Annotated in this window: 14 protein-coding genes; 5 read left to right on the top strand and 9 right to left on the bottom strand. The window is 33.2% G+C overall.

All coding sequences use genetic code 11. The features are described from left to right. Positions 1 to 111 precede the first annotated feature (111 nt). The 5 genes from ACYQ1E_RS10565 to ACYQ1E_RS10545 all read left to right on the top strand — a co-directional run bounded on the left by ACYQ1E_RS10565 (position 112) and on the right by ACYQ1E_RS10545 (position 5,836). Positions 112 to 1,263, top strand: a complete 1,152-nt coding sequence (locus ACYQ1E_RS10565) for a glycosyltransferase family 4 protein (protein ID WP_459879037.1) — start codon at positions 112 to 114, stop codon at positions 1,261 to 1,263. Between the two features lie 393 nt (positions 1,264 to 1,656). Then, positions 1,657 to 2,247: a sugar transferase gene (locus ACYQ1E_RS10560; protein WP_459879035.1), complete on the top strand. Its 591-nt coding sequence runs from the start codon at positions 1,657 to 1,659 to the stop codon at positions 2,245 to 2,247. After that, entirely contained in the window at positions 2,234 to 2,854 is a 621-nt protein-coding gene (locus ACYQ1E_RS10555; protein WP_459879033.1) for an acetyltransferase, read from the top strand. The genes ACYQ1E_RS10560 and ACYQ1E_RS10555 overlap by 14 nt, the downstream gene beginning before the upstream one ends. Continuing rightward, positions 2,847 to 3,965: an aminotransferase class I/II-fold pyridoxal phosphate-dependent enzyme gene (locus tag ACYQ1E_RS10550; RefSeq protein WP_459879031.1), complete on the top strand. Its 1,119-nt coding sequence runs from the start codon at positions 2,847 to 2,849 to the stop codon at positions 3,963 to 3,965. Before ACYQ1E_RS10555 ends, ACYQ1E_RS10550 begins: the two co-directional genes overlap by 8 nt. Beyond that, the gene (locus ACYQ1E_RS10545; protein WP_459879029.1) at positions 3,962 to 5,836 is read left to right on the top strand and encodes a polysaccharide biosynthesis protein; all 1,875 of its coding nucleotides are present in this window, start codon (positions 3,962 to 3,964) and stop codon (positions 5,834 to 5,836) included. Before ACYQ1E_RS10550 ends, ACYQ1E_RS10545 begins: the two co-directional genes overlap by 4 nt. A 185-nt stretch (positions 5,837 to 6,021) precedes the next feature. Here ACYQ1E_RS10545 and ACYQ1E_RS10540 read toward each other — a convergent pair whose 3' ends face one another. From ACYQ1E_RS10540 to ACYQ1E_RS10500, 9 genes are all read right to left on the bottom strand, one after another. After that, complete coding sequence (locus tag ACYQ1E_RS10540) at positions 6,022 to 6,849, bottom strand: SDH family Clp fold serine proteinase (RefSeq protein WP_459879027.1); 828 nt, start codon at positions 6,847 to 6,849, stop codon at positions 6,022 to 6,024. 19 nt (positions 6,850 to 6,868) lie between these two features. Further along, on the bottom strand, positions 6,869 to 7,591 hold the full coding sequence (locus ACYQ1E_RS10535; protein ID WP_459879025.1) for a rhomboid family intramembrane serine protease: 723 nt from the start codon (positions 7,589 to 7,591) through the stop codon (positions 6,869 to 6,871). 279 nt (positions 7,592 to 7,870) lie between these two features. Next, positions 7,871 to 8,035, bottom strand: coding sequence for a vWA domain-containing protein (locus ACYQ1E_RS10530; RefSeq protein WP_459879023.1), 165 nt, complete (start codon positions 8,033 to 8,035; stop codon positions 7,871 to 7,873). A 74-nt stretch (positions 8,036 to 8,109) separates the two neighbouring features. Beyond that, on the bottom strand, positions 8,110 to 8,235 hold the full coding sequence (locus tag ACYQ1E_RS10525; RefSeq protein ID WP_459879021.1) for a hypothetical protein: 126 nt from the start codon (positions 8,233 to 8,235) through the stop codon (positions 8,110 to 8,112). A 98-nt stretch (positions 8,236 to 8,333) separates the two neighbouring features. After that, positions 8,334 to 8,543: an Rpn family recombination-promoting nuclease/putative transposase gene (locus tag ACYQ1E_RS10520; protein WP_459879019.1), complete on the bottom strand. Its 210-nt coding sequence runs from the start codon at positions 8,541 to 8,543 to the stop codon at positions 8,334 to 8,336. A 339-nt stretch (positions 8,544 to 8,882) separates the two neighbouring features. Beyond that, the gene (locus ACYQ1E_RS10515; RefSeq protein ID WP_459879017.1) at positions 8,883 to 9,566 is read right to left on the bottom strand and encodes an urease accessory protein UreH domain-containing protein; all 684 of its coding nucleotides are present in this window, start codon (positions 9,564 to 9,566) and stop codon (positions 8,883 to 8,885) included. Then, positions 9,553 to 10,350 (bottom strand): acyl-CoA dehydratase activase, encoded by a 798-nt coding sequence (locus tag ACYQ1E_RS10510; RefSeq protein WP_459879015.1) that lies wholly within the window; start codon positions 10,348 to 10,350, stop codon positions 9,553 to 9,555. The genes ACYQ1E_RS10515 and ACYQ1E_RS10510 overlap by 14 nt, the downstream gene beginning before the upstream one ends. 12 nt (positions 10,351 to 10,362) lie before the next feature. Then, complete coding sequence (locus ACYQ1E_RS10505) at positions 10,363 to 11,667, bottom strand: double-cubane-cluster-containing anaerobic reductase (RefSeq protein ID WP_459879013.1); 1,305 nt, start codon at positions 11,665 to 11,667, stop codon at positions 10,363 to 10,365. Continuing rightward, positions 11,664 to 12,572, bottom strand: a complete 909-nt coding sequence (locus ACYQ1E_RS10500) for a 4Fe-4S binding protein (RefSeq protein ID WP_459879011.1) — start codon at positions 12,570 to 12,572, stop codon at positions 11,664 to 11,666. The genes ACYQ1E_RS10505 and ACYQ1E_RS10500 overlap by 4 nt, the downstream gene beginning before the upstream one ends. Positions 12,573 to 12,574: the final 2 nt, after the last annotated feature.

Here is a 12,574-nt window from a genome sequence, read left to right as displayed (position 1 = left end):
GCATTTTTTTGATATTAAGTTTATATAGAGTTTAAAATTTAATAGGAATTTAAATATTGATTTATACAGTGTGGTCAAGTCTATTGAAAGGATTATAAAGGAATTATCAAAATGAGAATATCTCATATTTCAATTATTCCTGAATATAGTCCAGGAATTTTTAAAAAAATTGAAGAAAAAGCAAAAATTTCAAAAAAAGAAGAGATGGGTATTGATTTTTATCTTATAAATCCATCAGTTAGTTATACTGATGATAATTTATATGTGATACAAGTTTCATATGGAAAGATACCTTCAACTTTTCTTAGAAAAAGTGTTTTTAGAGCATTTAAAATACTTAACTTAAAAAAATGCATTCCTTTAGACCAATATGATGCCATTGTTTTGCGATATCCCTTGGTAGATGGTTTTGGGACTATTAAATTTTCAAAACAATATGGACATAAAATGTTTACAGAACATCATTCTGATGAAGTTTCTGAGCTACTTGCTGTAGGTAGACCGATTGATATTATTAGAGCATATCTTGAAAAAAAATTGGCTGCTAAATTTTTATCAAATATTAAAGGAATTATTGGAGTTACTGACGAAATAAGAAAATTACAGCTTATTAAAGCACATAAAAAATTATGTAGTACAGTTATTGCCAATGGAATAAATCCTAAAAATTATTCATACGCAGGATTTACTCCTTTTGATGGAAAAAATTTAAAATTAATTTTTTCTGCTTCCCAATTTTACCCGTGGCATGGATTAGAAAAGTTATTGAAGTTACTAAAAAACTATCAAGGTAAGGCCCAAATACATCTTAAACTTATTGGTAGATTGTCAAAAGAACAAAAAAAAATAATATATAACATAAAAAATCCAAATGTTAATATTGAACTTGTGGGTTTTATCAATGGAAAATACTTGGATTTACATATGAAAAATGTAAACTTAGCCATAAGTAGTCTGGCCCTTTCTGCTATTAATATGAAAGAAGCCTGTACTTTAAAATCAAGAGAATATATTGTAAGAGGTATACCATTTGTATATGCTTACAAAGATCCTGATTTAACAGGAGAAGAAACTTTTGCTAAGAGATTTCAAGAGGATAATATTACAATAGAAGCAATTATGGAATTTGCAAGATTTATTACAAAAAATAAAGTTCTTGTAGAAGAGGAATTAAAAAAATATGTAGATATAGTTAGCTTGAAAAACAAATTGATTATGATGAAAAACTTTGTAAAGAAATGTTTAGAAAACAATGTTTATTAAATATAATAAAGCAGGGGGGCCTATTTTGTACAGAAATATGGTGAAAAACAATGGGTAAAAGAATAGAATTTTTATCACATCTAGATGTAAATCTTTGTTCATTTAGAGCTCACCTTACATTTACGAAACATTCCCAGCAAAAAAAGCTGGGTGCCATATATTCTAAATCTTGTTAAGAGATTTGGTTCTTTTTATGTTAAAAATAGTGTAAAGAATGTAATTATTAAGATATATTATGGATTTTGGTTACTGTTCAAAAGTCTAAAAGGTGGGCTAATAAAATACAAATTTTAATTAAAAATAAACAATTAAAAAAATATGGGGAAAAAAGCTTTAGAAAAAACTCAAAAGAAATTTGATGTAAAAAAATTATAAAACAATATTTGGATTACGATGAAAGATTTTTTTGACAAAATCTTAGCTCTATTTTTAATTATTCTTTTGTCCCCAATTTTTATACTGGTCGCACTTTTAATATGGTTTAGTTTGGGTAGACCGATTTTATTTAGACAAAAGAGACCCGGCTATAAGGAAAAAATATTCACTTTATATAAATTCAGGACTATGATTGATGAAAGGGATGAAAAGGGTGATTTATTACCAGATGAAAAAAGACTTACAAAAATTGGAAAAATTATAAGAAGCCTGAGCCTAGATGAGCTGCCTCAACTCTTTAACGTGTTAAAAGGAGATATGAGTTTTGTTGGACCAAGACCTTTGCTTATAGAATATTTGCCTTTGTATAGCGAGCGACAAAAAAAGAGACATGAGGTGAAACCAGGAATTACAGGGCTGGCCCAGGTTATGGGACGAAATGCCCTTACCTGGCAAGAAAAATTTGAATATGATATCTATTATGTGGAAAATCAGTCATTCTGGCTTGATTTAAAAATAATCTTTTTAACTATATTAAAAGTACTTAAAAGAGAGGGGATCTCTCAAAAGGGTCATGTAACGACGGAGAAGTTTAATGGAAATAACTGAAATTTACATATATGGTGCAAGTGGCCATGGGAAGGTTGTATTGGATGTAGCACTTAGGTTAGGCCTTATTGTTAAAGGATTTGTTGATGATGATAAAATCAAGAAGAATCTTCTAGATTATCCAGTATTCTTATTTAATAATGTAAAAAATTATGCGAGAAATTTTGCATTAGGTATTGGTAATAATAAAATTCGTGAAGCAATCTTTGAAAAATTAAAGAAAAATAAATTAAATATTGTATCTCTTATTGATCCGAATAGTATTTTGTCAACCCATGTTGCTGTTGGAGAAGGGACAGTTATTTTCGCAAATGCAGTAATAAATAGTTCAACGACTCTAGGAAAAGGTTGTATTATTAATACCTCTGCGGTGGTTGAACACGATTGTCACATAGGTGACTTTGTCCACATTTCTCCTAATGCTTCTTTAGCAGGAGGAGTAAAGATTGGCAAATATACACAAATAGGAATTGGTGCCTGTGTCAAACAAAATATCATCATAGGAAAAAATGTTTTAGTTGGAGCTGGTGCTGTGATTGTAGAAAATATCCCAGACAACGTCATTGTTGTTGGAAATCCTGGGAGGATAATAAAAACCAATGAATAAAAAAATATTTTTATCCCCGCCCTACCAGACAGGAACTGAATTAAAATACATCAGGGAAGTATTGTCCAGCAATTACCTTGCTCCTGTTGGGGAGTTTATAAATAGATTCGAAATAGCTGTATGTGAGTTTACAAAGGCAAAGTATGCAGTTGCACTCTCATCTGGAACAGCAGCTATACACCTTGCTCTAAGAGCGATTGGAGTAAAAGAAAAGGATTATGTTCTTGCCTCCACCTTTACCTTTATTGGCTCAGTTGCTCCAATTTTATATCAAAATGCAATTCCAGTATTTATAGACAGTGATTACGATAGTTGGAATATTGATCCAAACTTATTAGAAATTGCAATCAACAACTTGAACAAAAAGGGAGTACATCCAAAGGCCCTTGTACTTACTCATCTTTACGGCTATCCAGCAAAGGTCGATGAAATAGCTGCAATTTGCAAAGAAAATGACATTATATTAATAGAAGATGCTGCTGAGTCTTTAGGAGCTACCTATAAAAATCAACAAACAGGCACCTTTGGAAAGGTAGGTATTTACTCCTTTAATGGGAACAAAATTGTCACTACCTCTGGTGGGGGCATGGTTGTAACTGATGATGAGTATCTTGCAAAAAAAATAAGATTTTATTCCACTCAGGCAAAAGAAAATGAGATCTGGTATGAACATAAAGAGTACGGATATAACTACAGGATGAGTAATCTTCTTGCAGCAGTTGGACTTTCTCAAATGGAAACCATTGAATATAGAATAAGAAGAAGGCGTGAGATTTTTGATACTTACAAAAAATTGCTCTCTGAAGTGGAGGAAATTGAGTTTATGGAAGAACTTCCCCATGCTTACGCAAATAAGTGGCTAACAACTTTGACATTTAAAAGAAGCAATCCCTTTGAAATTGTTAAAAAGCTAGCTTTGTTAAATATTGAGACGAGGCCCCTTTGGAAGCCAATGCATATGCAGCCTGTTTTTAAAGGAGCAATGGCTTATGTAAATGGAGTGAGTGAAGATTTATTTACACGGGGAATTTGTCTGCCAAGTGGAACGGATCTTGACTACAAGGATATTGTATTTATCGTCCAAAAGTTGAAGGAAAACTTGTCAAAATGAAAGATTTTTTTAAACCCACCAAAACCAAAAGACTCTTCTTTTTTTTAATAACAGATACTTTAATATTTGTCCTCTCTTTATATTTATCATTTTTTTTGAGATTTGATTTTGACTTATCACAAGTAGGAAATTACTGGCATACTATTTATTACTGGCTGCCTGTTTTTGTTTTATTAAAAATTGTATTATTCGCCAAAAATAGGTTGTATTCTATAAGCTGGAGATTTGTCTCTATAGAAGAATTTTTTAAAATCAATATATCATTAATTACATCTTTTTTATTAATTTCTTTTTTTAACTACCTTGTGTATATAAAATTAAAAAGATTTACAATACCAAGATCTGTTCCTTTTGTGGATTTCTTTATTTCACTTTTTTTAATATCTTTCTTTAGAATTTCAAAGAGATTATACAAAGAAAAAATATTAAAAAATAATGATTTATTAAAAAAAGGCAAAGCACTTATAATTGGAGCTGGTATAACAGGAGAAAGGATAGTAAGAGAACTATTACAGTCAAAACGGTCGGATTATTATCCAGTTGGTTTTTTAGATGATAATCCTTTAAAACAAGATACCTATATCCATAATATTAAGGTATTAGGTCCTATTGCTTTATTAGATAAGATATTAAAAGAGGAAAATATAGATGTTATTATAATTGCTATACCTACTTTACCACATAAAAAAATTAAAGAGATATACAATATTGCACAAAAAAATAATGTTAATGATATTAAAATTGTTCCAAGTATTAGTAATCTACCTCAAAATCTTATCACTTTTAAAGACTTAAGAGATATAAAACTGGAAGATTTATTAGCAAGAGAACCTGTTTCAATAGATACAAAACTAATATCTAACTTAGTAAACAATAAAACCATCCTTGTTACAGGCGGGGCAGGTTCAATTGGATCCGAAATTGTCAGACAGCTAATTAAATATAAGCCAAAAAGGATTTTAGTTTTTGAGATTGATGAAACAGAAATCCATAATTTGTCACTGGAATTGGAAATGTTAATGAAAAGACTTGGGTTAGAGGTTGAAATGGATTATATTGTGGGAGATATAAAAGATTATAAAAAGTTAAATTTTGTTTTTAAAGATAGTAATATAGATGTTGTTTTTCATGCTGCAGCCTATAAACATGTGCCCTTAATGGAGTTTTTCCCTGAAGAAGCTGTGAAAACCAATGTGTTTGGAACCTATAATTTGGCAAAACTTAGTTGTGATTTTGGTGTAAAGAAGTTTGTTAATATTTCAACAGACAAGGCAGTAAATCCCACAAGTATCATGGGGGCAACAAAGAGGCTTGGAGAAATGATATGTAATGGTTTTCAATCTCTTAGAAAAACAAAATTTATCTCTGTTAGATTTGGGAATGTCTTGGGCAGTAGAGGCAGCGTGATACCAATTTTTTTAGAACAAATTAAAAATCAGGGTAGAGTTACAGTAACCCATCCTGAGGTGAAAAGATATTTTATGACAATTCCAGAGGCAGTGTTACTCGTGTTTCAGGCTGCATCTATGGGAGAAGGAGGAGAAGTTTTTGTCCTTGATATGGGAGAGCCTGTAAAAATAGTAAGGCTGGCTGAGGAATTAATAAAACTAAATGGACTTACGCCTTATCAAGATGTAGAGATCGTTTTTACTGGTTTAAGACCTGGCGAAAAGCTCTTTGAAGAACTCTTAACTGCTGAAGAAGGCGTAATATCATCCAGACATTCTAAAATTTTTATTGCAAAAACTACATATGGAAAAAGTCTTCAAGAAATAGAAGAATATTTAAAAGCTTTTAAAAAGATTATAGATTCTGGTGAGTACCCACGTATAAAAAAGAAATTGCAAGAGATTATTGAACCTGTAACATAATTTGTATAATATCCTGATAATCAGATAAACATTCCCCTCTTTTTATAAACATAAATAAAATTTATTATAAATATTTACACATTTCTACTTACTATGATTTTGTTTTTTTCTAAAATTTCCCTCTTTCTCGCTCTTAATATTTCTCAATTCAATTATATCGAAATTTTGCGGGATACTATAATTTATTACATCTCTTCATTGCTCTTATACTTTGGTACGGGAATATATTCTACAGTTGGTGTCCTTTTTACAGGTTGAGGGTAAAGGCTCATAAGTTGCATAACTTCTACTGGAAATTCATTGGTAACATTGAGTCCCAATGCTTTGGCCTCTTCATAAGTTATGGGATAGTCATGGGTCCATGTGCCAGTAGCTAAAAGATTTGCAAGATTTTTAGCTTTGTCATCTTCATATTGATCCTTTAACAAATCGTAAACTGCAGATTCTAGTTGATTTATTGCTTTTTTTGCAACATCTGCCATAATCAATGTCTTATCTTCAATTCTGTTTATGTCCTTCAGTTCAAGTAGTTTTACTATGGAAGCTGCTGGAAGTTCACCAAGTTGAGGATCAACAGGACCTAATACTGCATTTTCACTCATGACAATTTCATCAGCAGCAAGAGAAATTAAGGTTCCACCACTCATGGCATAGTGGGGAACAAATACAGTAACCTTTCCAGGATGCTTTTTAAGTGCCCTGGCTATCTGGAGAGAGGCAAGTACTAATCCACCTGGGGTATGTAAAATAAGATCAATAGGCATGTCCTTATCAGTCATTTGAATGGCCCTTAAGATTTCCTCTGAATCATCAATGTTTATAAATTTATAAACCGGAAATCCTAAAAAACTCATCGTCTCCTGCCTGTGTACCAACAAAATCACTCTAGAATTTCTCTTTCTTTCTATTTTTGCTATAAGTCTTTGTCTTGCGGATTCTATGAGTCTTTGTTTTAAAATGGGCTGAAGTGCAGCAACCATGAAAAATAGCCAGAATAATTCATTAAAACTCATATTTTCCCCCTTTTTGTTTTTAATATAAAAATCTATAATAATATTCGTCTGGATAACACTCTCTGCAATAAACATTTTTAAAAAATTTGTGAATTACTACACCGAAAATAAAACCACCAATATGCGCCCACCATGCAATGCCACCTGCATTTTGACCCACAAATATCGAGAATGTACCAGATATAAGTTGTGATATAAACCAGAAACCAATGTAGATTATTGCTGGTATTTCTATAAAATATGGAATGAAGAAAATGGGAATTAATGTGATAATTCTAGATGTTGGAAACATAATCATATATGCACCCATTACACCTGAAATAGCACCTGAGGCACCTATTGCTGGAATAGTAGAGTTTGCATTAAAGATAAAATGTGTTAAACTAGCAAAGATACCACATAAAATATAAAAAATAAGATATTTGATATGTCCCATTCTATCTTCAACATTATCTCCAAAGATCCAAAGGGCCCACATATTACTAATTAGATGAAACCAGCTTCCATGTAAAAATATATTTGTTAAAAAAGGCCAGTAATTGTCTATATGAAGTCCAATAAAATATGCCCATGCAGGATGGGTATATCTTGCTGGGACAAGGCCAAAAATATAAAAAACATTATTTAAAATATCACGAGGAAGGGACACCTCAATAAAAAAAATAAATACATTAATTGCTATTAAAAAATAAGTCACAAATGGTGTTTGCCTTCTTGGAATTATATCTTTAATTGGGATCATATCCAAACTCCTTTTAATAACATCTTTTAATATTTAAATAATATATTCAGAATGTCAATAAAAAAAACATATAGAGCGTGTTAAAGGAAAAAAAATAAATCTCCAGTAAAAGGCACTTAAAATTTCCCAATAATGGAATATAGCCATGCATATAAATATCTCCTTAAATTACTTCTAATCTTCCACTAGCTCCTGTGATATCCTTCTGTTCTAAAGTGTCGGATTTGATTCTAATCTTTAACCCTACAGCCTTGGATTTGCAAGAAAATTCTTTTTATTTCATACTAAATTTAAGTCCTCTGTTTTTATCTGTCCAATCAAACTCACTAAATTTTCTGCTTTTAGATCTTCAAGTAAAAGGTATTTTCCACAAAGCCACTTTGCTAATTCTTTTGCAAGGTCTATTTTGAGAAAATTGTTTTTTAGCTCACAATCTATAACCACACTAAAAGCTTCTCCAACACCAAATATCTCTTCTTTTGAACTAGAAAAAAAGCTTACCTCTATCTGTGAAGATTCTATTTACCTCGCAGGTCTACAGTTGCTCGTATTTTGCGGACAGTCTTTTGGTCAATGCCAAGATCTCTTGCTATTGCTGAAATACTCTTGCCGTGCTCAAGCTTTGTTTTTACAGTGTAATACAAAGCTACCCCTTCATATTTATTTCACCTCCAGACAAAAAAATTTCCAGAGGTGAATATCATATCAGGTGGGGAATTTTAAGGGCATTTTTCTAGGGAATTTATTTTACCTTTGACGATAGTGGTAGATAATTTTTTAAAAAATCTTTAGCCTGCTCTTTATGAGAAAACACTTCCTTAACAAATGCATCATGTGGATTTTGAATATACTTTTTGTCCATAAATTTTTTTGATAAAAAGAGAAGTGTTGTATGCTTTTTCAAATTTATTTCAATTATAGTATCCTGCAGAATTCGATATAATTGAGACATTATGCCTTGGAATTCCAAAACAGATAAAAGTAAGATTAAGAGCGAGAAAGAGGGAAGTTATATAAAAAAATTATAGACAAAAAAAATTTTTTTAAGAAAAACAATATGATAGACATTATATAAAGTTATAGGGATAACTATAGTTACTAATTTTCCAAAACAATAGAAAAGACCGCAGATAGTATGCCACCACTTGCTGAAAAAAGGGCACTATACAATGGTATCGGCCCCAGCCAAAAGAAACGCACCTACAATATAGTGTAACCCCAAAGCCAGGATCATCTGAACACCAGATCAGAAAAAGATTGTCAAGGGCTGAAGCGAAAAAGAAGGAACACCTTAATAACAATATAATACACCAAGCAATATTAATATCAAAGCGGATATTCTCTGGAATATCATCCTGTATTCCGGTACCTCAGTCTTGAGCTTCCCAGAAAAAAAGCCTGCTGCAATAGAAATAATAACCAATGGAGAAATCGTAGTGCCTAAACTAAATAGTGCCATCATGATGCCGCATGAGACTGTTGAAGACATCTTCAAACTATAAAGGAGTATGGCTCCCATGGGAGGACATGGAACTATTGCAGAGGCAATTCCTCCCACAAACAGCTGGGTGGCAGGTTTAAAAGCAAAATATCTTAAAAAAGAGATAAACCAACTTTTTTTATTTCCAGACTTTTTGCATACACAAACAGGGCGTATAAGCATTAAAAAACCTATCAGGATCAACGTGATTCCAAAAATAACTGAACCAAAATAGAAATTATTTTCTCTCCCAATGAATGTTTGTTCCATATAACCAGCACAAAAACCAATTATTGAACACATAAAAATTTTCCCGGCTGAAAAAACAATATAAGATTTCAGACCTTCAATGGCATTTTTCCCTATACCCATAATATAAGTACTGATAACTGGAGCACAATAGACGTAACAATGAGTTATGCCAGCAGAAATTCCAAGGAACAGAGCTGTAAAACAAGCTGTAGTAAATTGTACGGTGATATTATTTAGAATCATCTGAATTTAAACTTTTTCCTATTAGAGCTGCCCCAATTGCGCCATTAAGCTGGGGATTTCCTTCAACATGGACATCCATCATTAACTCTTCTTCAATTGCAGCAACAAGAGCAGGGTTCAAGGCTCCTCCACCGGTTAAAAGTACTTCAGGTTCTACGCCTGTCTTTCTTGCCATAGAGGAAATTCGTCTTGCCAATGATCTATGGATTCCTGCAATAATATCAGAGGGTTTTTTCTTCCTAGCAAGGAGCGATATAACCTCGGATTCCGCAAATACCGCACATTGGCTATTTATTTGACAAGGGTTCTTTGCTTGAGACGACAATTCTCCAAGGTCCTTCACTTCTACCTGAAGAACACGCGCAATAACTTCGAGAAAACGGCCTGTGCCTGCTGCACATTTATCATTCATGGAAAAATTTATGACTTCTCCTTCTTGATCAATGAGAATTACCTTGCTGTCTTGGCCCCCTATATCGATTAAAGTTCTGATTTTTTTTCCTTCTAATAACTTTCGACTCCCACCTACTGCATGAGCCTTTATCTCAGTAACATTATGATCTGCAAAATCAATCATTCTTCGTCCATAACCAGTTGATGTTACGAAAATATTTGACTGTGAAATCCCCAATTCTCTGCATAAATTATCAAATAGTTCTCTGGCCGTATTAGAACAATCAATTCCAGTGGGCTGAATTTTATGTCCAATCACTATGCCGTTATTATCTATAACAACAACTTTGGTAAAAGTTGAGCCTGCATCAACACCTGCATATAATTTCATATAGCCATCCTCCTATTTTTTTAATTTTCTTCTTTCAAGCATCTCTATAAAAGCCTCTACACGAGTTCTGATTTGTTCAACATCTTCAAAACTGTAATCTGTTTCCAACCGCAATATGGGTATACCTTTTTCTTTCATTGTTTTTTCCACACGAAAAAACTCAAAATCATAAAGAATACAACCTTTGAGAACATGGTAAATAATACCATCTACTTTAAATTCCTTAACTAGTTGAAGCAACTTCACAAGCCTATCCTCATTTGGCGAAAAGGATGGGCAAATGCATGGCATAAGGTATCTAGCTGTAATCACGGCCATCATATGTCGCATTGTTTTTTCAGCAATTGATATAGGATTACAAAGATATCTACTGCCCATGCACGATTCTTCCACTACTATAACAGCACCCATTTCCTCAACCAGGGAAGGAATTTTCCAGTTGGGAAAAATAAAAGGACAGCCAGCAAGTAAGACACGAGGAGCGTTATGGCCAACAACAATTCTTCTTTCATGATAGAGTAACTCTAATTCATTGTTCAATTGAGCCAATGCTTTTGTCCATTCATAAGCAGTGTCATAACTATAAGCATTCAGGACAAGCATAGCCTCGCGTCCCAGGATAACTGGAAAGTCTAATTTTCTAATTTTAAATAGCCTTTGAGCTTCCAATTGAGCCATGGCAATTGTATGAATAGATTCTTGCAGATTTTTGGGTTGGATTCTTTTGTTGTTCAATTTCTCTAAGTCCTTTTTCATTGCTTCTATCTGTTGAAACCATCGTTTCCTCGCTCCTTCTCCTTCTTTGAGATGAGAAACATCTAGTATCCAGACTTCAGTAAATTTTGATAGTTCTTCTGCCATCTTCCTCTTAGAATCGCAGGTGGTGGGAACTATAACTGGAGTGCAAACTTGATAAAAAGATAAAAGATTACTGGCAGTGAATCCAATTGAAGCCTTCACAACCGGACAGGCATCCCGAGGTACAAAATCTTCGCCAATAGTGGCTGCCACATAGCTTCCACCACAAAGTCTAACAGGAATTGCTCCGGCTGCATAAATCAACTCCTCAGGAACCATAAGGCAATATGTTCCAATTATCTTTTTGTTTTCACCTCCACAAATAAAAGATAAAGATGAGGTAGAAGACATGGGTTGTTTTACGAACACATTTCTCATTAAATCGATAAAATAGCCCATACCTTTGGGTAAATTAGGTCTTTCTGCAATTTCTGAAAGAACAGTTTCCGCAGAATCGGTAAGATCGCGAACAAATCGCTCCCTTGGCAGGTTATATTTTTTAATTTTCTTTCTTATCATAAGTCTTTAGACCTATAAATTGTTTTGCCTAAGAAGGTGGCCCGTAAAGCATCCTCCTCAGGACAATGTTCCACACATTTAAGACAAAGAATGCATTCACCATAAGTTACATCCTCTCTCTCACATTCTTCATAAACCTGATGTATCTCAAGGGGACAGACATGATAGCATATTTCGCACTTGCTACATTTCAAACAATTTTTTTTAAGTTTAATAAAGCTGATTTTCCTGTAAAATGAAAGTAGCAGACCCATAGGACAGTAAGCACACCAAAAACGTCTCTTCATGAATGCCCCGATAATCACAAAAACAGAGATTATGAGCCCTAGAATGGTCAAAGTCATTGTGGTGGCATTGTTGTAATCTACTGCTATTTTGGAAAAATCACCAGTAATCAAAGGAAGAATATATTTTCCTGGACACAACTGGCAATAGGGGCAATCAAACTCCACTGCCACAGAAGGAGCCAAAACTGGAAACGCTGCCCATAGGGGCAGCAAAAGGGCAATAAATAGAAAGATCCACCTAATACAGTTTAACTTTTTTTTAAGTGGTGGAGGGAAAGTAAAATAACTAAGTTGAAGTTTCTTTCGAAGAAAATTTAAAAGATCCTGAAGGAATCCTATAGGACAGATCCATCCACACCATGTTCGACCAATAAGGATGACCAGTAGGGAAAAATACAACAGCATTTCTCCTAAATATTTAAGGGATTCCCATGAACAATAAGAAATAGCTGATTGAAAGGCCGGTAAAACACACTCGCCACTTCTTAGATGGGTTCCTACATATCCGCAGGAAAGAACAGGAAGAAATCGCCCAAAGTAAAGGCCTTTTAGCCCACCAAAGATAAGAACTAAAAAGGATGTAGTCTGAATTATCCACCTTAACCAAGAAATCTTCATCT

It is taken from the genome of Desulfothermus naphthae, from assembly GCF_054657475.1.
Note: the sequence above shows the minus strand (reverse complement) of the source record. Positions and strands in the feature narration are given on the sequence as shown.

Bases quoted from the DNA above. Each gene is read 5' to 3' on its own strand.
- ACYQ1E_RS10565 (WP_459879037.1), top strand. From the start codon at position 112: ATGAGAATATCTCATATTTCAATTATTCCTGAATATAGTCCAGGAATT.
- ACYQ1E_RS10560 (WP_459879035.1), top strand. From the start codon at position 1,657: ATGAAAGATTTTTTTGACAAAATCTTAGCTCTATTTTTAATTATTCTT.
- ACYQ1E_RS10555 (WP_459879033.1), top strand. From the start codon at position 2,234: ATGGAAATAACTGAAATTTACATATATGGTGCAAGTGGCCATGGGAAG.
- ACYQ1E_RS10550 (WP_459879031.1), top strand. From the start codon at position 2,847: ATGAATAAAAAAATATTTTTATCCCCGCCCTACCAGACAGGAACTGAA.
- ACYQ1E_RS10545 (WP_459879029.1), top strand. From the start codon at position 3,962: ATGAAAGATTTTTTTAAACCCACCAAAACCAAAAGACTCTTCTTTTTT.
- ACYQ1E_RS10540 (WP_459879027.1), bottom strand. From the start codon at position 6,849: ATGAGTTTTAATGAATTATTCTGGCTATTTTTCATGGTTGCTGCACTT.
- ACYQ1E_RS10535 (WP_459879025.1), bottom strand. From the start codon at position 7,591: ATGATCCCAATTAAAGATATAATTCCAAGAAGGCAAACACCATTTGTG.
- ACYQ1E_RS10520 (WP_459879019.1), bottom strand. From the start codon at position 8,543: ATGTCTCAATTATATCGAATTCTGCAGGATACTATAATTGAAATAAAT.
- ACYQ1E_RS10515 (WP_459879017.1), bottom strand. From the start codon at position 9,566: ATGATTCTAAATAATATCACCGTACAATTTACTACAGCTTGTTTTACA.
- ACYQ1E_RS10510 (WP_459879015.1), bottom strand. From the start codon at position 10,350: ATGAAATTATATGCAGGTGTTGATGCAGGCTCAACTTTTACCAAAGTT.
- ACYQ1E_RS10505 (WP_459879013.1), bottom strand. From the start codon at position 11,667: ATGATAAGAAAGAAAATTAAAAAATATAACCTGCCAAGGGAGCGATTT.
- ACYQ1E_RS10500 (WP_459879011.1), bottom strand. From the start codon at position 12,572: ATGAAGATTTCTTGGTTAAGGTGGATAATTCAGACTACATCCTTTTTA.